Source organism: Tardiphaga sp. 20_F10_N6_6 (assembly GCF_052076045.1).
Taxonomy (GTDB): domain Bacteria; phylum Pseudomonadota; class Alphaproteobacteria; order Rhizobiales; family Xanthobacteraceae; genus Tardiphaga; species Tardiphaga robiniae.
The window spans coordinates 1,477,565-1,500,567 of sequence record NZ_CP197239.1; the positions used below are offsets into that span (position 1 = coordinate 1,477,565).

At 61.5% G+C, this 23,003-nt stretch carries 22 protein-coding genes and 1 tRNA gene; 4 read left to right on the plus strand and 19 right to left on the minus strand.

Annotated features, from left to right (window positions below):
• Positions 1–18: 18 nt before the first annotated feature.
• The 13 genes from AB7813_RS07050 to rpoZ form a co-directional block, all read right to left on the minus strand.
• On the minus strand, positions 19–1,404 hold the full coding sequence (locus tag AB7813_RS07050) for a multicopper oxidase family protein (protein WP_439064142.1): 1,386 nt from the start codon (positions 1,402–1,404) through the stop codon (positions 19–21).
• A 13-nt stretch (positions 1,405–1,417) separates the two neighbouring features.
• Complete coding sequence (locus AB7813_RS07055) at positions 1,418–2,878, minus strand: TolC family protein (protein WP_439064143.1); 1,461 nt, start codon at positions 2,876–2,878, stop codon at positions 1,418–1,420.
• 9 nt (positions 2,879–2,887) lie between these two features.
• On the minus strand, positions 2,888–3,181 hold the full coding sequence (locus AB7813_RS07060; protein WP_439064144.1) for a hypothetical protein: 294 nt from the start codon (positions 3,179–3,181) through the stop codon (positions 2,888–2,890).
• 77 nt (positions 3,182–3,258) lie between these two features.
• On the minus strand, positions 3,259–3,747 hold the full coding sequence (locus AB7813_RS07065; RefSeq protein WP_439061703.1) for a hypothetical protein: 489 nt from the start codon (positions 3,745–3,747) through the stop codon (positions 3,259–3,261).
• A gap of 81 nt (positions 3,748–3,828) precedes the next feature.
• Positions 3,829–4,578, minus strand: coding sequence for a DNA repair protein RecO (gene recO, locus AB7813_RS07070; protein WP_089263820.1), 750 nt, complete (start codon positions 4,576–4,578; stop codon positions 3,829–3,831).
• Positions 4,579–4,622: 44 nt separating this feature from the next.
• Positions 4,623–5,015, minus strand: a complete 393-nt coding sequence (locus AB7813_RS07075) for a hypothetical protein (RefSeq protein WP_089263819.1) — start codon at positions 5,013–5,015, stop codon at positions 4,623–4,625.
• A gap of 33 nt (positions 5,016–5,048) precedes the next feature.
• Entirely contained in the window at positions 5,049–6,002 is a 954-nt protein-coding gene (gene era, locus AB7813_RS07080; protein WP_184517685.1) for a GTPase Era, read from the minus strand.
• Positions 5,992–6,813 (minus strand): ribonuclease III, encoded by an 822-nt coding sequence (gene rnc, locus AB7813_RS07085; RefSeq protein ID WP_089263817.1) that lies wholly within the window; start codon positions 6,811–6,813, stop codon positions 5,992–5,994. Before rnc ends, era begins: the two co-directional genes overlap by 11 nt.
• Complete coding sequence (gene lepB / locus AB7813_RS07090) at positions 6,810–7,568, minus strand: signal peptidase I (protein ID WP_089264616.1); 759 nt, start codon at positions 7,566–7,568, stop codon at positions 6,810–6,812. Before lepB ends, rnc begins: the two co-directional genes overlap by 4 nt.
• A gap of 285 nt (positions 7,569–7,853) precedes the next feature.
• A complete protein-coding gene (acpS, locus tag AB7813_RS07095) occupies positions 7,854–8,273 on the minus strand; it encodes a holo-ACP synthase (RefSeq protein ID WP_175368494.1) in 420 nt (139 codons plus the stop codon).
• Entirely contained in the window at positions 8,270–9,034 is a 765-nt protein-coding gene (locus AB7813_RS07100) for a pyridoxine 5'-phosphate synthase (RefSeq protein ID WP_439064145.1), read from the minus strand. Before AB7813_RS07100 ends, acpS begins: the two co-directional genes overlap by 4 nt.
• A 32-nt stretch (positions 9,035–9,066) precedes the next feature.
• Positions 9,067–11,388, minus strand: a complete 2,322-nt coding sequence (locus AB7813_RS07105; RefSeq protein ID WP_093761398.1) for a RelA/SpoT family protein — start codon at positions 11,386–11,388, stop codon at positions 9,067–9,069.
• Positions 11,389–11,541: 153 nt separating this feature from the next.
• Positions 11,542–11,934, minus strand: a complete 393-nt coding sequence (gene rpoZ / locus AB7813_RS07110; protein WP_068732476.1) for a DNA-directed RNA polymerase subunit omega — start codon at positions 11,932–11,934, stop codon at positions 11,542–11,544.
• Between the two features lie 369 nt (positions 11,935–12,303).
• Between rpoZ and AB7813_RS07115 the strand changes: the two genes are divergently transcribed.
• Together AB7813_RS07115 and AB7813_RS07120 are read left to right on the plus strand one after the other, a co-directional pair.
• A complete protein-coding gene (locus AB7813_RS07115; protein WP_068732474.1) occupies positions 12,304–12,930 on the plus strand; it encodes a LabA-like NYN domain-containing protein in 627 nt (208 codons plus the stop codon).
• Positions 12,911–13,621 (plus strand): uracil-DNA glycosylase, encoded by a 711-nt coding sequence (locus AB7813_RS07120; RefSeq protein ID WP_120292105.1) that lies wholly within the window; start codon positions 12,911–12,913, stop codon positions 13,619–13,621. The genes AB7813_RS07115 and AB7813_RS07120 overlap by 20 nt, the downstream gene beginning before the upstream one ends.
• Positions 13,622–13,674: 53 nt before the next feature.
• Here AB7813_RS07120 and AB7813_RS07125 read toward each other — a convergent pair whose 3' ends face one another.
• From AB7813_RS07125 to dapA, 4 genes are all read right to left on the minus strand, one after another.
• A complete protein-coding gene (locus AB7813_RS07125) occupies positions 13,675–14,250 on the minus strand; it encodes a peroxiredoxin (RefSeq protein ID WP_120292103.1) in 576 nt (191 codons plus the stop codon).
• Positions 14,251–14,288: 38 nt separating this feature from the next.
• Positions 14,289–14,762, minus strand: coding sequence for an SsrA-binding protein SmpB (gene smpB, locus AB7813_RS07130; RefSeq protein WP_068732465.1), 474 nt, complete (start codon positions 14,760–14,762; stop codon positions 14,289–14,291).
• 65 nt (positions 14,763–14,827) lie between these two features.
• Positions 14,828–15,244, minus strand: coding sequence for a large conductance mechanosensitive channel protein MscL (gene mscL, locus AB7813_RS07135; protein ID WP_089263809.1), 417 nt, complete (start codon positions 15,242–15,244; stop codon positions 14,828–14,830).
• A 99-nt stretch (positions 15,245–15,343) separates the two neighbouring features.
• Positions 15,344–16,237 carry a 4-hydroxy-tetrahydrodipicolinate synthase gene (dapA, locus tag AB7813_RS07140; RefSeq protein ID WP_120292101.1) on the minus strand — a complete coding sequence of 298 codons (894 nt, stop codon included), beginning with the start codon at positions 16,235–16,237 and terminating at the stop codon, positions 15,344–15,346.
• Positions 16,238–16,573: 336 nt separating this feature from the next.
• On the opposite strand from dapA, the gene AB7813_RS07145 reads away from it, so the two are divergent.
• Positions 16,574–18,733 (plus strand): lytic transglycosylase domain-containing protein, encoded by a 2,160-nt coding sequence (locus tag AB7813_RS07145; protein WP_439064642.1) that lies wholly within the window; start codon positions 16,574–16,576, stop codon positions 18,731–18,733.
• A 173-nt stretch (positions 18,734–18,906) separates the two neighbouring features.
• Here AB7813_RS07145 and AB7813_RS07150 read toward each other — a convergent pair whose 3' ends face one another.
• The gene (locus AB7813_RS07150; RefSeq protein ID WP_439064146.1) at positions 18,907–20,439 is read right to left on the minus strand and encodes a porin; all 1,533 of its coding nucleotides are present in this window, start codon (positions 20,437–20,439) and stop codon (positions 18,907–18,909) included.
• Between the two features lie 672 nt (positions 20,440–21,111).
• Between AB7813_RS07150 and AB7813_RS07155 the strand changes: the two genes are divergently transcribed.
• Positions 21,112–21,202 (plus strand) — tRNA-Ser (locus tag AB7813_RS07155).
• A gap of 1,014 nt (positions 21,203–22,216) precedes the next feature.
• On the opposite strand, the gene AB7813_RS07160 is transcribed toward AB7813_RS07155, so the two are convergent.
• Positions 22,217–22,960, minus strand: a complete 744-nt coding sequence (locus tag AB7813_RS07160) for an SDR family NAD(P)-dependent oxidoreductase (protein WP_439064147.1) — start codon at positions 22,958–22,960, stop codon at positions 22,217–22,219.
• Positions 22,961–23,003: the final 43 nt, after the last annotated feature.

Here is a 23,003-nt window from a genome sequence, read left to right on the forward strand (position 1 = left end):
CGATGTGCAGTCCTGGCCCTACATTCCCTTCATTTTCATACCCTTCTTCATGTCCATCGGCTTCGATCCCTGGCCTTTGATGGTTTTGTCCTTCACGCTCGTCTGTCGTGGCGCTTCGCTCTGCGGCGCCTCGATCTCATAGGCCACCGTACCCTTCGGGAAATCGTAAGGACCCGGATCGCGGTAATCGTCGCGCGCGAGTCCGTCCCGCACCTTCATGATGCTGAACATGCCGCCCATCTCGATCGGACCGAACTGACCTGATCCCGTCATCATCGGCAGAGTGTTGTCAGGCATCGGCATCTCCATCTCGCCCATGGCACCGCCGGTGGATCCCATCACCATCGCGTCCGGCGCCAGCTTGCCGACTGCCTTCGCCAGATCCTTTTTGGAGACGCCGATCAGGTTTCTGACGTCGTGACCCATCGCATTCATGGTGTGATGCGACTTGTGGCAGTGGAACGCCCAATCGCCGGGATTGTCGGCGACAAAATCGAATGCGCGGATCGCACCCACCGGCACGTCAGTGGTGACTTCCGGCCATTGCGCGCTGTCAGGCACCCATCCTCCATCGGTACAGCTGACCGCAAACTTGTGCCCATGCAGATGGATCGGATGGTTGGTCATCGTGAGATTGCCCACCCGTATCCGCACACGGTCGCCGAGACGCACCGGCAACGGATCGATGCCGGGAAAGACGCGACTGTTCCACGCCCACATATTGAAGTCGGTCATCTCGTTGACCTTCGGCAGATAGGTGCCGGGATCGATGAGATAGCTGCTCATGATGAAGACGAAATCGCGATCGGCGGGCCGGAAGCTGTTGTCGCGGGGATGCACGACCATCATCCCCATCATGCCCATCGCCATCTGGACCATCTCGTCCGAATGCGGGTGGTACATGAACGTGCCGCTGTGCTTCATCTCGAATTCGTAGACGAAGGTCTTGCCGGGCTTGATGTGCGGCTGGCTCAGCCCGCCGACGCCATCCATGCCACTTGGCAGGATCACACCGTGCCAATGCACGGTGGTGTGCTCCGGCAGTTTGTTGGTAACGAAGATGCGAACCTTGTCGCCTTCGACAGTTTCGATCGTCGGCCCCGGCGACTGGCCGTTGTAGCCCCAGAGATATGCTTTCATGCCGTCCGCGAATTCGCGCTCGACGGGCTCGGCGACCAGATGGAATTCCTTCCAGTCGCCATTCATACGCCACGGCAATGTCCAGCCGTTGAGCGTAACCACCGGATTGTAGTCGGGCCCGCTCGGCGGATGCAGCGGTGGCTGCATCGTTACTTTGTCCATCATGGGCGCTTCGGGAATACTCGCCGCCTGGGCGCGGCCGGTCACCGCAGCCGCACTGGCAAGCACCGTGGCTGTGCCGAGAAAGTTTCGCCGGGACAACATGGTTTTCTCCATTTCAGTGCCCTCCTCCACTGGACGCCTGCGCGGCCGGCGCGGATCTTGTTTCGGATGATGGTTCGCTGCGGCCGCCGCCATTGATCGCGGTCTGCAGTTCCGACTGCGCGAGCCAGAAATTGCGTTTGGCTTCAATGGCTGCGCGCAAAGCTGCGATGCGTTGGCGGGCCTCGGTCAACAGCGCGAATACATCGACCTGCATGCTGCTGAAGCGCAATTGCATCTCGTCCGAGATGATCTTGCGCAGCGGCAACACCTCGCGCTGGTAGTGACCGGCGATATCGTAGGTCGAGCGATACACCCTGAAGGCATAGCGCGCTTCGGAGCGGATATTCACGGCCTTCTCGATCAACAGGTTGAAGGCCTGGTTATAGGTCTCCGCCGCCTGTCGGACGCGCACTTCACCGCCGTCAAAGATCGGAATCTGAAATTGCACGTCGAAGCCGCGTTCGCGGAACGGCGTCCCCTCCGGATCACGCGTCTTACGGTCGATGCCGGCGACGTCGAGCAACGTCACGAACCGACTTGCTTCGGTGAGGTTCAGCGACTTGGCGAGAGCGGCGAGTTCAATGCGGGCGATCTGCAGGTCAATGCGGTGTGCAACGGCATCGACCTCGATGCGCGGCAACGACAGCGGCTGACGCGGCAGCACCGGCAACTTCTGGGGCAATCTGATGTCGGTGTCCCAGAGTCCGAGCAGACGGATCAAACGCTCGCGCGAACTCGTGGCCTCCTGACGGAGCGTTGCGAGATCGGCGGTCGTCTCCGCGTAGAATACCTGCTCGCGGGCTTGGTCGAGCTTGTTCAGCGATCCGGTCTCGCCCAGCTTCTGTGCGAGTTGCGCCGTGGTTTCCGCCGTCGACTTGGCATCCGTCAGCAGGCCGACAAGTTCGTTGGCAGCGACGGCGCGGTAGTAGGCGCGTCTGACGTCAGCGGCCAGCCGCAGCGTCTCCTCCGCAGCGCGCAATTGCGCCTTCTGGAATCGCTGACGGGCGATCTCGGAGCGGAACGGCAGTGTCGCCAGCGCGAGAATATCGCCGACGACCTGTCGCTCGATTTCCAACGCACCGTTGCCGGAAATGCGCGAGATCGAGAATGTCGGATTAGGCGGCAGGCTGTCGCCGACGAGATCCGTTTCCGCAAGCGCCAATTCATTATACGCAGCCTGCAGGCCGCGATTGCTGAGCAATGCGATCTGCACCGAGCTGTCGACTGTCAATGCCCGCCGCAGCAGGGCTTTGACGGTTGCATCGGCACGTTGTGCGTCATCCGGCGTCCGGATCGCAATCACGTCCTTGTTGATGGTCTCGCTTGCGACCCCGGCGACGACGCCCATACCGCCATCAGGCGAGAACGATGCACATCCCGCCAGCAACAGCGTCGATAGCAGCGTAATGCCGGCTGCAGACCTTGAACCGAACTGGCGCGCATGCGTGCGCGACTTGTGATGCTTGTTGAACATGACGTGCCCCTACCGGCCAGATTTCGGCACAGGAGCGACACGGTCGTTCTGCTCGCGCCATGACGACGGGGCAACCGGCCGAAGGCTGCTGTAAGGAGCCACGGTGGAGCGATAGCCGACACCAGCGACCTTGGTGCCGGGATCTGCCGGGTCGGCGCCAGCCAACGATGCGGTCACTGGCATGCAGCCACCGAGCGCCATACTGGCAGCGGTCATCGCTGCGAGGATTCCAAATCTGATATCGAATAGCTTCCCGACCACCGAACAAACGGCGGCGAGCTTCGCCCCAAGCTGCGCAAGCATGTTATTTTCCTGAAATGACGATGGATCACAGGTGCGCGTGCCCTTAACGGGCGCGGCACCGCGTCGATACGATCAGATCAGGAAATGGGAGGGCGGTAGAGCCGGGCGGGCGCACTGTCGGTGACCGCGCGATAGCCTTCGGTGACACGAAGAACCGTCGGCACCGAAGGGGTCACGATGTCAGTCAGCGGTGCCGGCAGTGCGGAAATACACATCAGGCCGCAGCATGGACCGTTCGGCGAATGCGGCACTTTGTGCGAACCGGAGGCATCGTCGATCGCCGTCAATGCGTGGTCGCCATCAGCATGTGCGGCTGCAGAGTGTGCGGCTGATGAGTGCGCGACAGAATGATCGTGCGCGTGACCATCCCCATGCATGTGCGCAGACGCGCTGCTATTAACATGAACCATGCCGGCCATATGACTTTCGCCAGTCAGGCACGGCGCGACCGGGTGCTGTCCCGGCAAGGCAAAGGAGATTGTCGGCGCCAGCACGCACAACAGATATGCCAGGGCGACGAACCACCCTGCTCTTAGTCGCTGCACTCTGGTCAGACGAACCAGCATCTGGATGCGATATCTTCCTATCAACCCGTCAATGCACGGAACATAGACGCGAATCCGGCATTCGCCAATGTCGAACTTGCCTCAGGACGATGAGATTCGCGCGAGGTGCCGCGTCACCGCGTTGATGAACCCTTCGCGGGCGTCGGAATGGCCCTGCCCGCGCGGTTCCAGCACGTTGCGGAGCAGAAAGCGGCCGGTCAGGTCGAAGCCGTCCTGCAGGTCGCGGTCGGAGATGCTGTTTTGGCCGTCTTCACTCTCGCGCAGGAATGACGGCAGCCGCATCAGCCGGTCGCGATACGGTTCACCCGCGGTCCGGGACACTGCGTTGCCAGATTTGGGTGACACGTAAATCAGGTCAGAGGTCACGCCGGTGGCGGCGCAATTCTCCAGATCGAGGCCGAAGCCGAGTTCGGTCAGCATCGCCAGCTCAAACCGGATCACATGGAGCGCGGCTTCGCCGACATCATCGAAGTCATCCAGGATGCGCTCCAGCGTCTCGTAGATGTCTTCATGCGGATCGCGCTCCGGCAGCAACCGCGCCAGCGAGGCGAGATGGGTGATGCCGTAGACCGCATGGGACGAACCCAGCAGCGTCGCAGCACGCATCAACGTGCCTTCCATCAGGTAATAGCCGAGCTGTTCGTCCAGCCGCGCCCGCCATATCGCCTGCACGCTATTGCCGGGTTGCAGCAGCGGTCGCATCTTTGACCCCGCACCACCGCGCACCAGGCCGAGATGACGACCATGGCTACGCGTCAGCAATTCGACGATGGCACTGGATTCGCCATGCCGCCGCACGCCCAGGATGATGCCTTCATCGGTCCATTCCATGGGGGCAGTTTACAGGAATTCGGCAGCCGCCGCAGTAAATGCGATCAGGCCTTGAACCAGGTTTTCGCGTCGCCAGTGAAAGCGCAATACAGTCCGAGCCCGGTCAGGATGCATGACACGATCTCGATCGCACTGTCGAACTGCAGTCCGTACAGGCCAAGCACCTGAAACAGAGACAATACCGAGAAGGCCAGCGACACCACCAGCACCCAGCGCGGCCAGCCCTTGCGGCGATAGGCGGCGAGCCACACGAGCCAGACGAAGAACAACAGCATGCAAGCGGCGACCAGATTCGCCGCCATGATGGTGCTCTCGGACATCGCAAGGTCAGGCGTGCGGTCCTGGAACGCGATCGACAGCGCGTCGAGGATCAGCGACATGTAGAGCAGGACTTCGAAATAGAAGACGTTCTTCGGAAGGTTGGCGGGAGCGGTCATCTTGTCGGCTGCACTTCCATCATCGCTCCTCGATCACTCGTGAGGAAATTCGAGGCCCATTTCGCGATAACGATTGGGATCGTCGCCCCAGTTCTCGCGCACCTTCACGAACAGGAATAGATGCACGGGCGCGCCCACGATCTCGGTCAGCTCCCTGCGCGAGTCCGCACCGATCTGCTTGATCGTCGCACCGCCCTTGCCGAGCACGATCTTGCGCTGGCTTTCGCGCTCGACGAAAATCGTCTGCTCGATCCGTACCGACTTGTCCTTGCGCTCGGTCCAGCTATCGGTCTCCACCGTCGACTGGTACGGCAGTTCCTGATGCAACTGACGAAAGATCTTCTCGCGGGTGATTTCCGCCGCGAGATGCCGCATCGGCGCATCCGACATCTGGTCTTCGGGATAATGATACGGGCCGGCGGGAACGTCGGCTGCGAGCCTGCGGCGCAGGTCGTCGACGCCGTCACCGGTCATCGCCGAGATCATGAAGGTCTCTTCGAACTTCAACCGCTCATTGGCCATCTGCGCCAGCTTCAGCAGCTTTTCCTTGGAGACGATGTCGACCTTGTTGATCACGAGGATCTTCGGGTGATTGACGCTCGCAAGCTGCGCGAAGATCGCCTCGGCTTCCTCGTTGATGCCCGCTTTGGCATCAAGCAGCACGCAAACGACGTCGGCATCATGCGCACCGCTCCATGCCGTCTTGACCATCGCCCGATCGAGGCGCCGCTTCGGCAGGAAGATGCCGGGCGTATCGACCAGAATGATCTGAGCGTGGTTCTCGATCACGATGCCGCGGATCAGCGCGCGGGTGGTCTGCACCTTGCGCGAGACGATGGTGACCTTGGAGCCGACCAGCGCATTGACCAGCGTCGACTTGCCGACATTGGGCGCACCGATCAGCGCGACAAAGCCGCAGCGGGTTTCAACGGGTGTCCCTTCGGACTCATGGTCTGGTTCAGCATCGCTCACGACATTATCCTTCATTGCCGCCACTGCTGACGCCTTCACGCGCAATCATCGCCTGCGCCGCGGCTTTCTCGGCGGCGCGCTTGCTGCCACCCTCGCCTTCGGCCGGCGCAAACCCCTTCACATCCACCTCGATCTTGAAATGCGGATCGTGGTGCGGACCGGAGCGTTCGACCTCCCGATAGGCCGGTGTCGGCAGACCGCGGCCCTGGGCCCATTCCTGCAGCACCGTCTTGGGATCGCGCAACGGACGCACCGGCTTGCGCATGCGCTCGGTCCAGTTGCGCTGCACGAAGCTTTCCGCAGCCGGATAGCCGCCATCGAGGAAGATCGCGCCGATCACGGCTTCGCAGATATCGCCGAGGACCGACTTGCGCAACCGCTGACCGGCGCCGGCGCCGACCGTGCCGAGCTTGATACCCTCGAGGAGACCCAACAGCCGTGCGACGTCGGCGCATGCTTCCTTGCGGACGAGGTCGGCGAGCCGCTTCGACAACTCGCCTTCATCCGCATTCGGGAAAGCGCGAAACAACATGTCGGAGACCACGAGGCCGAGTACGTGGTCGCCGAGAAACTCAAGACGCTGGTAGCTCTCGGTCCGGCTGCGCTGCGACTTCAGGGCCGACACATGGGTGAAGGCTGTCGCCAGCAGCAGAGGATCCTTGAAGCTGTGGCCGATGCGCGTTTCGATCTCGGCTGCGGCGACCTTCGCCGCTGCGCGTGCCTTCTTCTTGCGGGCAGCAGCCGTCTCCGGCGTAGCCTCGGTCGTCGAGCTAACTTCGTCGGTCTTCGGCGCGGTCTCGATGGGATTGTTGGAGTCGTCGGTCATCGCACGATAGAGAAAATTCGATTCCAGCGTACGGCGGTCGGCCAGCGCCAGATCTGCCAAGCATGTTCGCCTTCGGCGATCGAGAAGAAGATCATTTGCGCGCGACCGACTAGATTCTCGAACGGCACATAGCCGACGGCCGACAGCACCCGGCTGTCCGTCGAATTGTCGCGGTTGTCGCCCATCATGAAGAAGTTGCCGGGCGGCACGGTGTAGACATTGGTGTTGTCGTAGAAACCGTTGTCGACGCAATCGAGCGTCTCATAGGTGACGTTATTGGGCAGCGTTTCCTTCCAGCGCTTGACGCGCGCCGTTGCGTCGGAACCGCACGGATCTTCGCCGACGAAGTCGCTCATACGCTCGCGCTGCACGGGCTTCTCGTTGATGTAGAGCAGCCCCTCTTTCATCTGGACGCGGTCACCGGGCAGACCGATCACGCGCTTGATGTAGTCGGTGGAGTCGTCCTTCGGCAGACGGAACACCACGACGTCACCGCGTGACGGCTCGGAACCGAAGACGCGGCCGGAGAAGATATTCGGCGACAGCGGGATCGAATAGTGGCTGTAGCCGTAGGAATATTTCGAGACGAAGAGGTAATCGCCGACCAGAAGCGTGGCCTTCATCGAGCCCGACGGGATATTGAAGGGCTGGAACAGGAAGGTCCGGATCACCAGCGCGATCAGCAGTGCGTTGATGACAACACGGATGGTCTCGCCGACGCCGCTTTCAGTCTTGGTCCCGGATGTCACACTCATCGCTTTCCCGATTCCCGCAGCGTCGCCGCGCGGCTGGCAGCGCATTTTGGGGCAAGGCGGCGTCGCGCCTCGCACGAAAAATGCATTAGATTCATATAATTACGGCAAAGTCCTGCAAATGCCATGAGCGGCGTCAGCGAGAATTGGCGTCGGTTCGGTGTCCTCGCAGGTTTAAACGGTTGTTGGTAACGGTGCAATGAACCGCCCCGAAAAGCCGCTATTTCCCGCCAGTTTGACGTGCCGGCTTGTGATCGCACCGCTTCAGGTGCGGCTCCCGGCCAGCCCTCAGGGCTTGGGCGACGGGACGGCCGAAATTATGACGAAAGCCTGCGCCAGCGGCCAATCGTCCGTGATCGACAGATCGATCTGGGCATCATGCCCCGGCGGTATCAGGGCCTGCAGCCGCACCAGCGCACCGCCGGTGAGCTTCATGGAGGGCTTCCCCCCGGGTAGGTTGACGACGCCCATATCCCGCCACCAGACCCCCTGGCGGATGCCGGTGCCCAGCGCCTTGGACATGGCCTCCTTGGCAGCGAAACGCTTGGCATATGTCGCCACCACCATCCTCTCGCTCTTCACGCGGCGCTGTGCCCGCGCCCGTTCGGCCTCGGTGAAGATGCGATCGAGAAAGCGGTCGCCATGGCGTTCGATCACCTTGGCGACGCGCGTAATGTCGATCAGATCGGAACCGATGCCGATGATCATGAGGCGCTCTTGGACTGCATCCGCCCGCGATCCATCGCCGCGCGCATCAGACGCACCGTATCGGACAGACCGATGAACAGTGCCTCGCCAATCATATAGTAGCCGATGTTCAGCTCCATGATTTCGGGCAGCGCTGAGATCGTCTCGGCGGTGGCATAGTCGAGACCATGGCCGGCATGTACTTCCAGGCCTGCGGATTTCGCCAGCCTCGCGCCGGCGGCAATGCGCTGCCATTCATGAGCGGCCTTCGCGGTATCGCCATCGGTGATCGCGTCGCACCAGGCGCCCGTGTGGAGTTCGATCACGGGGGCCTTTAGTTTAGCGGCCATTTCGATCTGCTTGGGATCTGCCGCTATGAACAGCGACACCCGTATGCCGGCTTCAGTGAAGCGCGCGATCGACGGCTCCAGCGATTCACGCTGGCCGACCACGTCGAGGCCGCCCTCGGTCGTCAATTCTTCGCGCCGCTCCGGCACCAGACAGACGGCATGAGGCTTCACCGCCAGCGCGATCCGCACCATGTCAGGCGTCGCCGCCATTTCGAAATTCAGCGGCTTGGAGATCTCCGCCTTCAGTCGTTCCATATCGGCGTCACGGATGTGGCGACGATCCTCCCGCAGATGCGCGGTGATGCCGTCGGCACCGGCCGAAATGGCTTCCAGCGCAGCACGAACGGGATCCGGGTGCTTGCCGCCCCGCGCGTTGCGCAGGGTCGCGACGTGATCGATGTTGACGCCGAGGCGCAGCGAGGATGAGGACATGACGAAATTCCAGAAAACCTTAAGGGAAGACGCTACCCATTGACCCGCTCGACCTTGGCGACAACGGCCTTGGCGCGCAACTGATTGATGATCGCGCTGAGATGCTTGAGGTCGTAGACCCCGAGATCGATGGTCTGTTCGGTGAAATCGGGCGAGCGGCGGTGCATGCTGATATTGTCGATATTGCCGTCATGGTCGGCGATGACCTGAGCGATCTGCGCCAGGCTGCCGGGCTCGTTGACATTCTGCAGGAACAGCCGCGCCGGAAAACGCTGCGGCGAGGATTCATCGATATCCCAGCGCACGTCGACCCAGCGCTCCGGCTCTTCCTCGAAGTCTTTCAACGCCGGTGACTGGATCGGATAGATCGTGATGCCCTCGCCCGGCGTAACGATGCCGACGATGCGGTCGCCCGGCACGGCGCCACCGTTCGGAGCGAATTTAATTGGCAGATCGGAATCGACGCCACCGATCGAGATGATCGAGGTGAAGCGTGCCGCGCCATCCGGCGTTCTGACCTTGTCCGCCGTCGACTTCTTGTTGTTGGCCGAAAAGCGGCCGATGCGCTCTTCCTTGTAGTCGGGATACATCGCACGCGCGACGTCCGCGGCGCGCAATTCGCCGCGGCCGACCGAGGCCATCACGTCGTCGATAGACGTGCGCGCCAGACGCGGCAGCGCGCCCTTCAACTGGTCGTCCGAATATTCCATCTTGGCGCGCACGAACAGGCGCTCGACGATCCGGCGGCCAAGGCTGGCATATTGATCACGGACCGCCGTTCGCGTCGCACGGCGAATGGCGGCGCGCGCTTTGCCAGTGACCGCCAGGCCTTCCCATGCGGATGGCGGCGCCTGCTGTGCGGCCGAAGTCAGCACCTCGACTTCGTCGCCATTCTGCAATTCGGACGACAGCGGCGCGAATTTGCCGTTGATCTTGCAACCCACCGCACTGTTGCCGACGTCGGTATGCACGGCATAAGCGAAGTCGACGACATTGGCATTGCGCGGCAGCGCGATCAGCTTGCCCTTCGGGGTGAAGCAGAACACCTGGTCGTGGAACAGTTCGAGCTTGGTATGCTCGAGGAATTCTTCCGGATTGGTGCTCTCCGAGAGAATGCCGATGGTATGGCGCAGCCACGAGAACGCGTTGGATTCGCGCTTGAGCATTTCGGTCGGCGAGCCAATGCCATCCTTGTAGAACGCATGCGCCGCGATGCCGTATTCGGCGATGCTGTTCATGTCCTCGGTGCGGATCTGCAGTTCGACGCGCTGGTTGCCGGGGCCGATCACCGTGGTGTGGATCGAGCGATAGTCGTTCTGCTTCGGCGTCGAGATGTAATCCTTGAAGCGGCCCGGCACCACCGGCCAGGTCGTGTGCACCACGCCGAGTGCGCGGTAGCACGCCTCCATGTCCTGCAGCACGACGCGGAAGCCGTAAATGTCCGACAGCTGCTCGAACCCCACCGACTTGCGCTTCATCTTGGTCCAGATCGAAAACGGCTTCTTGCGTCGGCCGGTGACGCGCGCCGTGATGCCGTTCTTCTCCAGCTTCGTGGAGAGATGACTCTCGATCATGTCGATGAGGTTGCGATTGCGTTCGGTCAGTGAGTCCAGGCGCTGCATCACCACCAGATAGGCGTCGGGATCGAGCACCTTGAACGACAGTTCCTCAAGCTCCTCGCGCATCGCCTGCATACCCATGCGTCCGGCGAGCGGCGCATAGATGTCGAGGGTCTCCTCGGCGATGCGGCGGCGCGAGGCTGGCGGCATGAACTCCATCGTCCGCATATTGTGCAGACGGTCGGCGAGCTTGATCAGCAGGACCCGGACGTCGTCGGCGATCGCCAGCAGCAGCTTGCGCAGGTTCTCCGCCTGCTTGGCTTCGCGCGACACCAGTTCGAGCCGCTTCAGCTTGGTCAGGCCCTCGACCAGCGCGCCGATTTCGGCGCCGAACAGCTTGTCGATTTCGGTCCGGGTGGCCTCAGTATCCTCGATCGTGTCGTGCAGCAGCGCCGCCACGATGGTGGCGTCGTCGAGCTTGAGGTCGGTGAGGATCGCTGCCACTTCCAGCGGGTGGGAGAAATACGGGTCGCCGGAGGCCCGTGTCTGCTCGCCATGGGCGACCATGGCATAGACATAGGCGCGGTTGAGCAGATCCTCATCGGTGTTCGGGTTATAGGCCCGGACGCGGTCCACCAGATCGTATTGCCGCATCATCCGGACACGGGACGTCCGCGGCACCTTGGCCGGAATTGGCGTCTCTGCAGACAGCGCTTCAGGCGAAACTGGCGAGACCGCGGCGACCGTGTCGTTCGCAGCCTGCATCTGCCGTTTATTACGGCGCGAAGTCGCCATCCTAGCCTCGTTCGATCCGGTCAGCAGCGACCTGGATTCTTCGTCTCAAGTTTGCCCCGAAACGGACTGCAAAAGCAAAGGCCCGGACGCATGTCCGGGCCTTTGTGATGACTGATAATCAAAACGGTTAAGCAAAAGACCGTGTGTATCGCTTTACTCGTCTTCTTCGGGCTGCTCTTCCGGCGGAGCGAGGCCTTCGAGACCCTTGAGGAGCTCTTCTTCGGTCATGCGCTCGACAGCCACTTCGGTATCGTCGGCATCGACGCTGGCGCCGGCGGAGCCGATCAGCGGAATCGTATCCGGCTCTGGCTCGTCCACTTCCACGAACTTCTGCAGCGAATGGACCAGTTCCTCACGGAGATCTTCCGGGGAAATGGTCTGATCAGCGATTTCGCGCAGCGAAACAACGGGATTCTTGTCGTTGTCGCGATCAATCGTAAGTTGTGAACCGGACGAGATCATTCGTGCCCGGTGTGCTGCCAGCAACACCAGGTCGAACCGGTTGTCGACCTTATCGATGCAATCTTCGACGGTTACGCGCGCCATAAAATGTCGCTCCGTTTGTTGTGGGACCGAATATGATGATTAAGTCCCGTAGGTATAGGGGCTTTGCAGCATTCGCAAGGACCAATTTGGAATTGCGTCCTTCTTGGCTTGGTTTTCTGCCGCACTATGGTACCCTCAAAAAGACCGCAGAAGCGGTGGCACCATCTGGCCAGAAGCGGATATCTCGACACCAAAAGGCTTCATTGCAAGGGAAGATGGATCGGCATATTCGGGCAGTTCCAGACCAGCTGATTGCGTGGCGTCAATAAAGCCGATCCGACGAAGAGCGGACGACAAATGTGATTCAAATGCGCAACGACGAAGTCGCGCCAAAAACGCTAACAACAACAAACCACATGAGAAAACTTGATGTCCCTCACATCTAACAAGATCGCACTCTTCATCGACGGCGCCAACCTGTACGCCACCGCCAAGACCCTCGGCTTCGACATCGACTACAAGCGCCTCCTCAAGGAATTTCAGAGCCGCGGGACCCTCGTCCGGGCCTTCTATTACACCGCGATTATCGAGGATCAGGAATACTCGTCGATTCGCCCGCTGATCGATTGGCTCGATTACAACGGGTATACGGTGGTAACCAAGGCCACCAAGGAATTCATCGATGCGTCCGGCCGACGCAAGGTGAAGGGCAATATGGACATCGAGCTCGCCGTCGATGCCATGGAACTGGCCGAACATGTCGACCAGATCGTGCTGTTCTCGGGCGACGGCGACTTCCGCTCCCTGGTCGAAGCCGTGCAGCGCCGCGGCGTCCGCGTCACCGTGGTGTCCACCATCTCGAGCCAGCCCCCCATGATCGCCGACGAGTTGCGCCGGCAGGCAGACGTGTTTACCGATCTCATGGAACTGCAGAGCAAGCTTGGCCGCGATCCGGCAGAGCGCCCTGCTCCGCGCGAGCCGCGTCACCAGACGCCGCAATTCCTGCAGCGCGCGACCACCATGGCGCCACGAGGCGATGAAGATTTCGAAGACTAAGACGCAACTCAGCAGACAACAGCCGGCGGTGGTCGCAACCGCGATTTCCGCTGGCACTTCCACCGATCCCGGGCGCGATTGTCCCCTGTGCCCCCGCCTCGTCGAGTACCGGCTGGAGGTGCGCGAGCGCGACCCCGACGGCTACAACGGACCCGTGCCGTCGTTCGGCATGTCCGATGCTGCCCTCCTGATCGTGGGCCTCGCCCCCGGCGTGCAGGGCGCCAATCGTACCGGGCGTCCCTTTACCGGCGACTATGCCGGCGATCTGCTCTACGAGACCTTGCTCGATTTCGGCTTTGCCTCCGGCACCTATGAAGCACGCCCTGATGACGGGCTAATGCTGCAGGATTGCCGGATCACCAATGCCGTGCGCTGCGTACCACCACAGAACAAGCCGCTGCCCGTCGAGATCACCACCTGCCGGCCGTTTCTGATTGCCACGATGGACACCATGCCGCGATTGCGCGCTATCGTGCTGCTGGGCCGCGTCGCCCACGACACGATGCTGAGGACGCTCGGCATTCGCGCCGTGACAGCGCCCTTTGCGCACGGCGCCGTTCACGATGTCGGCCGCTTCAAGCTCTACGACAGCTATCACTGCTCGCGCTACAACACGAACACGCGCGTACTGACGCCCGAGATGTTCCGTGCGGTGTTTGCGCGGGTAAAGGCGGATCTGAGTGATGCCTAACCTGTAGCCCGGACGAGCGAAGCGCTATCCGGGCTAGGACCGCGACAACGCGATCAAACCGGGTTCGCCTTCATCCATTCCAGCACATCGCCCGCGTTCCGGTCCGGTGGAAACACCGGATAGAACACATGGGTGATCTTGCCGTCGTCGATGATCATGGCCATGCGCTTGATCATCGTGAGATCGGCAACCTCCATAGTCGGCAGGCTGAGTGCGTCACTCAGCTCAAGGTGCTTGTCGGACAACACCGGAAACGGCAGATGCAGCCGCCCGGCCATTTCGGTCTGATATTCGTTGCTCTGCGTCGACAGGCCAAACACATGCTTGGCGCCAGCGGCCTTCAGCTCCGCGAACAGATCCCGGAACGAACAGGTTTGCGGCGTGCAGCCACGCGCGCCCGGAATCATGTCCCAGTCATCGACCAGCCCAATTTTACCGGGCTCGCCTGTACGCGGATAGCCGAACACCACGGTGCGGCCGGTGAGTTCGGACAGCGTGACCGCCGTATCGTTCGTTGCGCGCAGGCTGACCGGAGGGATCGTCATGCCGGTCAGATGATTGGCGGCACCGTCGTCTTCCGGCGCCGGAATCTTGCTCCAGTCGACTTCGAGCAGGTTGCCTTGCGTCATCTCATCCTCTTGTTTGAAAGAATGGGCGACGCCCAGCCTTATCCCCGCGCGCGTAACAGACGGCCCTTCTCGCGGCCCCAGTCACGGTCCTTCTCGCTCGCGCGCTTGTCGTGGAGCTGCTTGCCCTTTGCCAGCGCGAGCTGCAGCTTAACGCGGCCGCGTTCGTTGAAGTACATCTTCAACGGCACAAGGGTCATGCCCTGGCGTTCTACCGCACCCATCAGCTTGTTGATCTGCTTGCGATGCAGCAGCAGCTTCCGCGGCCGCTTCGGCTCGTGGTTGAAGCGGTTGGCCTGCAGATATTCAGGGATGTTGCAGTTGATCAGCCAGATCTCACCGTCCTTCGGATCGGCGTAGGATTCCGCAATGGTGCTCTTGCCGTTGCGGATCGACTTCACCTCGGTCCCGGTCAAGGCGATGCCCGCCTCGACCGTATCCTCGACGGCGTAGTTGAACCGCGCCTTGCGGTTCTCGGCGATCACCTTGATCGGGCGTTCGTTCTTTTCGGCCATCGTTCAATACTTTCAGCATGCTGACCGAATATAGGTGCCGCGAATGCCCGACCCAAGCCTTGGGCTCAGGCCTTCTTGAGCAGGTCGCGGATCTCGGTCAGCAGTTCTTCTTCACGGGTCGGCTTCGGCGGTTCAACCGGCTTGGCGGCATCATTGCGCTTCAGCTGGTTCATGAAGCGGATCACCAAGAACAGGACAAAGGCGACAATGATGAAGTTCAGCGTCAGGGTCAGGAAGCTGCCCCAGGCGAGCACGGCGCCCTGCTTCTTGGCGTCGGCCAGATTGGTTGCCGTAACGGATTTCGAGAGACCCGTGAAGTAATTCGAGAAATCGAGACCGCCGGTGATCGCACCGATGATCGGCATGATGACATCGGCCACCATCGACGAGACGATGGCACCAAAGGCTGCGCCGATGATCACGCCGACGGCGAGATCGACCACATTGCCCTTCATCGCGAAATCGCGAAATTCCTTCAGCATCTGCAATTCCTTTTTGTTTTCAACGAACGACGCGTACGCGCTTACAAACAAGGAGAGATGACGCAGCCAAGTCACTCAACATCTGGTTGATGCAGATGCCTAGTTGATAAGGCCCGCGAAGACCATGGCATCGCGGATCACCTTGCCGGTGGGCGGCGTCACCGTCATCAGCGGCAGACGTACTTCTTCCTTGATGCGGCCCAACAGTGCGAGGCCGTGCTTGGCGCCGGCAAGGCCCGGCTCCTTGAAGATCGTGTCATGCAGCGGCGTCAGGCGATCCTGGACCTTGAGCGCCCCGGCATAGTCGCCCTTGAGCACCAGCGACATCAGTTCGGCACAGAGCTTCGGCGCAACATTCGCCGTCACCGAAATGCAGCCATGGCCACCCGCCGCCATATAGGCCAGCGCAGTCATGTCTTCGCCGGACATCTGGATGAAATCCGGCCCCATGGCATGGCGCTGCTGCGACACGCGCGCGAGATTGGCAGTGGCATCCTTGACGCCGGCGATGTTCTTCAATTCGAACAGCCGGGTCATGGTCTCGACGGACATGTCCACCACCGAACGCGGCGGAATGTTATAGATCAGGATCGGAATGCCGATCGCGTCGTTCACCGCCTTGAAGTGCTGATACATGCCCTCTTGCGTGGGCTTGTTGTAATACGGCGTCACCACCAGCACCGCATCCGCACCGGCCTTCTCGGCGTGCTTCGCCAAAGCTACCGCTTCCTTGGTGGAGTTGGACCCGGCGCCAGCGATCACCGGCACACGGCCCTTGGCTTCGTCAATGCACCATTCGACGACCTTGTAGTGCTCTTCGTGGCTCAGCGTCGGGCTCTCGCCCGTGGTGCCGACCGGAACGAGGCCGTTGCTGCCCTCGGCGATCTGCCAGCTGACGAGCGCACGAAAGCCTGCCTCGTCCAGCGCGCCATCTTTGAACGGCGTGACCAGCGCGGTGTAAGACCCCCGGAAATTCGTCTTGGTGGCTGCCATGGTCTGCTCCGAACGCGATGCGGCTTTAGCCGTCTGCTTGAACCGATTGATTGAACAGCAAGTCTTATCGAGTCTATGGCTGCGGCGAAAGACCGCCCGAAGCGGTTTCAGCGCGGTTTACCGGCTGTTTGGCCGTGATTTCGCCGCCGTAGCCGGGCAGAGAGGAGCAAGCGGTTACAGAAATTGACGATTTGGTCACCGTTTCAATCAAATACATCATGGGAATGCGTGCGATTGCCTGATTCGCCGCGAGGGAATGCCGTGAAGCACCTGTTCCTCACCACGACTGCGCGGCGGACGGCCTTGCAACGGACAGCCTTGGGCTCCGGTCTGGCGCTGGCGGTCGGAGTATCGGTGCTGGCCGTCGAGGCCTGGGCGGCCACCAAAGTTCCATTGCCGAAAGCGCGCCCCATTGCGCGTAGCGCCGCACAGGCCGCCACGGCCGTGGCGGCCCCGGCGAAGCCGCTCGCGCCAGATGCTGCGAGCCCGGCTCCGGTAATCCAGCCCGCCACACGCCAGCATGCGGCGATTCCCCCTGCTGCCAAGAAGCCAGTCGCCCGCGCCGCGGTGGCGGCAACAACATCCACCCCACAGGCGGATGCCGAAACGCTCGAAAGCGTCATCGAGCTGATCCGCAAGCGCAAGGGTTCGGAAGCCGCGCAGGTCGTGCAAACGATTGGCGATCCGGTGGCGCGCAAGCTCGGCGAATGGATCTATCTGCGCAGCGATGACAATGGCGCTTCGGTCGAGCGCTACCGCGCTTTCGTCGCCGCCAATCCGAGCTGGCCATCGCAGACCTTCCTGCGACGCCGCATCGAAGCGGCGCTGTGGGACGACAAGCGCGACGACTCCGCGATCCAGTCTTATTTCGAGAGCGAGAAGCCGATTTCCGCCAAGGGCAAATTCGCTCTGGCCAAGTCGCTCCTCGCGCGCGGCGACCGCGCCGGCGCGGAGCGGCTGATCCGTGATGCATGGCGCAGCGATCCGTTATCGGGCGATACCGAGAACATGGCCATCGACATGTTCGGTCCGCTGATCACACCCGGCGATCACAAGGCGCGCATGGACATGCTGCTCTATGGCAGCGATTCAGATGCCGCGCTGCGCTCTGCCAAACGCCTCGGCGGCGCGCAGATGGCTCTGGCCCGGGCGCGCATCGGCGTCACCAAGAAGGCATCGAACGCCAACGCGCTGCTCGCTGCAGTGCCGTCCGAGCTGCATAGCGACCCCGGCTACATCTTCAGCCACATTCAGCAGCTGCGCCGCGAGGAGAAATTCGGCGAAGCAGCGCGGCTGATGATTGCAGCGCCGCGCGAACCGCAGCGCCTGCACAATCTCGACGAATGGTGGATCGAGCGACGTCTCACGGCGCGCAAGTTACTCGACGTCGGCGAACATCGCTCGGCCTATCTCGTGGCACGCGATGCTGCCCTGCCCGCGCGCGACATCTACAAGACCGAGCAGGAGTTCACTGCCGGCTGGATCGCGCTCCGCTTCCTGAAAGATCCCGCAACCGCCGCACAGCACTTCGCACGTATCGGCGTCGGCAGCGTCAATCCGACAGCTCTCGCCCGCGCCGGTTACTGGCAGGGCCGTGCTGCAGAAGCCGCAGGCCGCAGCCAGGAAGCGCGCGCCGCCTACACGCGCGCAGCAGAGCAATCCACCAGCTATTACGGCCAGCTCGCGCGCGCCAAGCTTGGCCTGCAGCAGCTTGATATCAGCGGTGCATTGACCGCCCGCGCGCGTGGGCTCGATCGACTGGAAATCGTTCGCGCGGTGCAACTGCTCTACGCCATCGACGAGCGCGAAGTCGCCATCCCGATCTTCGCCGATGTCGGCGAGAACGGCGATCCGGAAGCCGTGCTCGGCCTTGCCGAGCTCGCGCAACAGAACAAGGATGCCCGCGGCACATTGCTGGTCGGCAAGGCGGCCCTCAATCGCGGCCTGCCCTTCGATCACTATGCCTATCCGACGACGGGCATTCCGAGCTACCGCCCGATCGGGCCCGAGGTCGAGTCTGCCGTGGTCTATGCGATCGCACGGCAGGAAAGCGCCTTCAACCCGGCCGTCGTGTCACCGGCCCAAGCCTATGGTCTGATGCAGGTGACGCCGAGCGCGGCGCAATACGTCACCAAGCGGCACGGCGGCACCTATGACCTTGCGCGCCTCAAGGGCGATTCGGTCTACAACGCCACGCTGGGCGCCGCCGAACTCGGTGGCCTCCTTGAGGACTATCGCGGCTCCTACATCATGACCTTCGCCGGCTACAACGCCGGGCGCGGTAGCGTGCGCAAATGGATCGAACGCTACGGTGATCCACGTGACCCCAAGGTCGATCCGGTCGACTGGGTCGAGTCGATTCCGTTCTCGGAAACGCGCAACTACGTCCAGCGCATCATGGAGAACCTGCAGGTCTATCGCGCCCGCTTCGGCGGTGGCTCACGGCTGCAGATCGAGGCCGACCTGCATCGCGGTGCCAGCAGCAGCGTCGAGTAGCATCAACCAGGACAGTGCGAATACGTCGAATGGGGTAGACCGCAGACGCGTAAGCGTCGAGCGAAACCCATCCTACGCCTTGGCACAGCGATCGATCACGCAAGCAAAAACCCCCGGCAGTTTCCTGCCGGGGGTCTTTGTTTCAGATAGCGATTGCCGTGAGGCAGTCGATATTAGAACGAGCGCAGGATCTGAACCGAACCGTTGTAGAGGTTCTGGTTCTGGAGCGCGTAGCCGCCGACCGGGGTCGGCTTGCCAGTCACAGCACCGGTCCAGGCGCCACCGAGGTTCTGCTCCAGACGGGAGTAGGTAAATTCGGCCGACAGGGTCAGGTTCTTGACCGGGGTCCAGGCGGTACGGGTACCGATCTGGGCGATAGCGAAGTCGAAGTTGCCGGTCGAACCAACAAGCGTGCCACCATTGTTCGCACGGGTACCGAGCGGGTTGGTCGGGCTGAAGGCAGCGGCGAGCAGCGCGTTGCCTTCATTGCCGTACGAGATGCTGCTGTAGCTGCCGAACAGCGACGTACGCCATGCCGGGTTCCAGTAGTGCTCGTAGAAGGCTGCGACCGCCCAAGCGTTGCTCTGAACGATATTGCCGCCGTTGGTGTAGACGCCGTCAAGCACGTAGCCGAAGGCCAGCGAGTTGCCCGAAGCCGCGGCAAAACGGCCGCCGCCCGAGGTGTCGGTGGTACCGCCGGTGAAGGCATACTTGGCCGCGCCCTTGGCGTAGACTGCTTCAATCTTCAGGCTGTCGCCCGCGCCGGTCGGCAGGTTCTTGAACTCGACAGCGCCGTTGACAGCGAAGCCGTAGGAGTCGTCGGCGTGGCCGAGCGACTCGTTACCGGCAGCGCCAGCAGCGGTGGTGTAGAAGGTCGGGGTGATCGTGTGCATGGCAGCACCGAAGTGCAGCGTGCCCCAGGCCTGATCGAGGCGCAGGTTGCCGACCACGTCCGGAATGTGGTTGCCACCGTAGGAGTTGCCGACGAAGGAGTTCGACGACACGCCGTAGACACCAGCCGAGGCAGCGTTCGAGCCGAACGGAGCGAGGATCAGAGCGGTGTTGTTGTAGACACCGGCGTTGCGATAGGGCGAGGCGTTCTCGAGCGAGATCGTGCCCGACACGCCGTTACCGAACGAAGCGGTGTAGGCGATCTGCGGGATACCGGTGGTGTTGTTCGAACCGGCGAGGAAGCCCGACGAGATGTACGGCTTCGCGAGCGCCCACTGCGGGTCGAACTGCGAGACGGCCTTACCAAAGGTGAAGCCGGCGAACTGGATGAAAGCGTAGTCGACTTCGGTGAAGCCGCCAGCGATCGATTCACGGTTCTGCGAGAAGTCGAACTGGATGTTTGCGTAGGTACGAACGACGCCGTATTCGGTGGCGGTGCGCGTATCGGTGGTCAGGTTGATACGTTCACGGGTGATGAAGTAGTCCTTCGTGAACACGCCGGCACCGCCAGCGCCACCCTGCCAGAACGGGGTGTCATAGGCGTTCGCGTTGAACGAGGTGTCCAAACGGATCGCGCCGCCGATCTTGATGCAGGTATCGGTGCCCGGGATGTAGTAGAAACCCGCGCCGTAGAGGGAGCAGATCTTCACGTATTCGACCGCTTTGGCCTTGACGGGAAGATCGGCTGCCTGAGCTCCGCCAACGGCGAGCAGAGCTGCCGTCGAGCCGAGAATAAGGCCCTTAATCGTCTTCATGTAAACCTCCAAGTTGCTTTAGGGAAGGTTCTGCAACGGGGTGGAGGCCACCCTGAAGACAAGTCCCCTTAATCCCTGACAACCCGCAAACGCTCCGAATCGCAAACCCCGTCGCACGAGCGTGCCGACGAGATTCAGGACGAACCACCTTACGGGACGACCTCGGGATGCCCCCCTCCGTCGCACCGAGACCATCTCCTAAGGTCTCTCGCTCCGCAACAATGGAACGCCTCAAAGCGGCCTCCATTCGGCCGTTTCCCGGGCTGTGTTGCTTAAATCACACGGACTCGTGAATGCGCATTCCTGGCAAGCAATTGTTTCAACATCAGAATTTCCAGCGCCGCATTTCAGGGCACCGACCCATCCCATAACGAGCAGAAACACATTCTTACTCGCATTCGATGTGTCTGGCTGGCTTTCCTAGTCCCTCGGCCGAATCGTCTCACATCTGCCGGAGCGATAAATTCCGGCAAGTGCGGAACGGCGGATGGCCGTCGATAAACAGCCCCGGGGGCCTATTTCCCGGCGGCAAATGCACGACAAGCGGAGGCAGCATCTGAAGATTATAGAGACACAGCTACATCGGACGTGTCCGATTTCTGCGAACATGCGCTACAGACTGCGATCTGGCGCTTGCGGCTCGCGACGGTGTCGGGCATATGCAGCAATGATGGAGCTGTGGCCGAGTGGCTGAAGGCACCGCTTTGCTAAAGCGGCATACCTCTCAAGGGTATCGAGGGTTCGAATCCCTCCGGCTCCGCCATCCTTTTTCCTACGATATTGTTTTCATTGGCGTTTCAACTTCTACCCACATGTCGACCCACAACCCGCCGCCCTTGTTCGGAGCTGAGGATCGCATGAACGTTTTTTTTCTCGGACATTTCGGGATTCAAAGATTTCAGCCGCTGCTGAGGACGCTCTGACACCCTCGATCACTCCATCAGTCGCGCCGAACAATTTGCCGCTTCCCCAAAGTCGCCCCGAGTGGCCTGCCTGGCGTCCGGGATGCCGACTTCGTGGTGCTTGTGTTGAACGAGCGTCACGGCGATGCCTCCCCCTGAGGCGCGGCGCCACAACAAACCGCTATTCGTCTTCGTGCAAACCAATGTAACTCCCGACAAAAAAGCACCCCGCACTGATCAGAGAAGCGCAAGGTTGGACGTCGGGAAGATGCACTGGAGGCTTCACGACGCCAGACGAACTTCGCAAAGCAATCACCCGCGCGGTCAACCGCTGGCAACTCTCGGAAACATCCGGCATCGTTGATGTGCCCGAGATGGTGAAACGAGCGACCAGTCAGATTCCGAAGACCGGGCGCAGCGGCTATAGCAGAGAGCAAATGCTTCATCCGAGCAAAATCGAGAAGCCGGAGTTAGTCGAAACGCTCGATAGTCTATGCGGGAGATGGGCGCTTGAGAATTCGCTCCGGACTGACGCTCGCTGTGACCTTGGAGTTGGAGAGTGTGGTCAGGAAGCCAGTCAAATATGTGAACGCTACCGCGCTCGATTGGCGGTCGTCAGATTGGCTAACCCGTCAAAGAAATTCGCAGCGACGTCCGCTGTCGTTGATGGCCGCTTTGCGCCATGAGCTGACATAGACCTTGCAAGCGAATAAGTGATATCCCTTTGTCTCGCAAGCCGACGGATCGGCGGATGTGACCGCACATATTGCGGCGAAAACAATGCGTGCCGCCTATCTTCTCGGTGGCACGCCTTATCGTGGGTGGCGCAGCGCGCAGATCCGCCGCGTCCTGTAGACGATCAGCGCCCGCAGCAGTCAATGGAAGTGGGTCGCCCCGTTGATATCGAAAATCGCACCGGAGGCGTAACCACTGCCAGCGCCGCATAAGAACACCGCGGTGGCGGCGATCTCTTCCGGCTTGGCCATGCGCTTCAACGGATAGAGCGACGTGTCATAGCCTTTGCCCTCGGTCATCGCGGTCTCTACCGGCCCCGGCGCAATGCCGTTCACGAGGACGTTGCGCGGTGCGGCCTTGCTCGCCAGCCAGCGCACGAAGGAATGGATGCCGCCTTTGGCAAAGGCATAATGCGGCCCGGTGCGCAGACCGCCCATCCAGCCGGCGACCGATCCGCACAGCACGATGCGGCCTTCGCCCGCCTCCATCATGCCGGGCAGGAAGGCGCGGGTCAGATTGATCGGTCCCTTCACATTGGCGCGAATGACGCGATCAAGCGACTCTTCCCAGTCCTCGGCCATCCAGTCGTCATGCGGTGCGATCGCCGCCGTATCGATCAGTCCATAGACCGGTCCAGTCTGCCTCGCGAGAGCCGTCACGTCGGCCCGCGAGCCGGTGTCGAGGCCGTAAATTTCAGAGCGGTCCGCAACCTCGGCACCGACGCGTTCGCGGATACGATCCTTGCCTGCGATATCGACCAGCACAAGCGTCGCGCCTTGCTGTGCGCATAGCTTCGCCGTAGCGCTGCCGATGCCGCCGGCCGCGCCCGCGATCACAATGCGCTGTCCGGTGAGATCGAATGGGGATTTTTCAGAAGACGTCATGACGATAATTCCCGTTTGTGATGCCACACCTCTGCAAACCCAC

Coding starts and splice junctions, on each gene's coding strand:
- era (WP_184517685.1), bottom strand. CDS start 6,002: ATGAAGGATAATGTCGTGAGCGATGCTGAACCAGACCATGAGTCCGAA.
- lepB (WP_089264616.1), bottom strand. CDS start 7,568: ATGAGTGTGACATCCGGGACCAAGACTGAAAGCGGCGTCGGCGAGACC.
- recO (WP_089263820.1), bottom strand. CDS start 4,578: ATGGAATGGACCGATGAAGGCATCATCCTGGGCGTGCGGCGGCATGGC.
- rpoZ (WP_068732476.1), bottom strand. CDS start 11,934: ATGGCGCGCGTAACCGTCGAAGATTGCATCGATAAGGTCGACAACCGG.
- AB7813_RS07105 (WP_093761398.1), bottom strand. CDS start 11,388: ATGGCGACTTCGCGCCGTAATAAACGGCAGATGCAGGCTGCGAACGAC.
- AB7813_RS07120 (WP_120292105.1), top strand. CDS start 12,911: ATGAAGATTTCGAAGACTAAGACGCAACTCAGCAGACAACAGCCGGCG.
- mscL (WP_089263809.1), bottom strand. CDS start 15,244: ATGCTGAAGGAATTTCGCGATTTCGCGATGAAGGGCAATGTGGTCGAT.
- AB7813_RS07060 (WP_439064144.1), bottom strand. CDS start 3,181: ATGCTTGCGCAGCTTGGGGCGAAGCTCGCCGCCGTTTGTTCGGTGGTC.
- AB7813_RS07075 (WP_089263819.1), bottom strand. CDS start 5,015: ATGACCGCTCCCGCCAACCTTCCGAAGAACGTCTTCTATTTCGAAGTC.
- AB7813_RS07115 (WP_068732474.1), top strand. CDS start 12,304: ATGTCCCTCACATCTAACAAGATCGCACTCTTCATCGACGGCGCCAAC.
- acpS (WP_175368494.1), bottom strand. CDS start 8,273: ATGATCATCGGCATCGGTTCCGATCTGATCGACATTACGCGCGTCGCC.
- AB7813_RS07160 (WP_439064147.1), bottom strand. CDS start 22,960: ATGACGTCTTCTGAAAAATCCCCATTCGATCTCACCGGACAGCGCATT.
- dapA (WP_120292101.1), bottom strand. CDS start 16,237: ATGGCAGCCACCAAGACGAATTTCCGGGGGTCTTACACCGCGCTGGTC.
- AB7813_RS07125 (WP_120292103.1), bottom strand. CDS start 14,250: ATGACGCAAGGCAACCTGCTCGAAGTCGACTGGAGCAAGATTCCGGCG.
- AB7813_RS07100 (WP_439064145.1), bottom strand. CDS start 9,034: ATGTCCTCATCCTCGCTGCGCCTCGGCGTCAACATCGATCACGTCGCG.
- AB7813_RS07055 (WP_439064143.1), bottom strand. CDS start 2,878: ATGTTCAACAAGCATCACAAGTCGCGCACGCATGCGCGCCAGTTCGGT.
- rnc (WP_089263817.1), bottom strand. CDS start 6,813: ATGACCGACGACTCCAACAATCCCATCGAGACCGCGCCGAAGACCGAC.
- AB7813_RS07150 (WP_439064146.1), bottom strand. CDS start 20,439: ATGAAGACGATTAAGGGCCTTATTCTCGGCTCGACGGCAGCTCTGCTC.
- AB7813_RS07065 (WP_439061703.1), bottom strand. CDS start 3,747: ATGCTGGTTCGTCTGACCAGAGTGCAGCGACTAAGAGCAGGGTGGTTC.
- AB7813_RS07050 (WP_439064142.1), bottom strand. CDS start 1,404: ATGTTGTCCCGGCGAAACTTTCTCGGCACAGCCACGGTGCTTGCCAGT.
- smpB (WP_068732465.1), bottom strand. CDS start 14,762: ATGGCCGAAAAGAACGAACGCCCGATCAAGGTGATCGCCGAGAACCGC.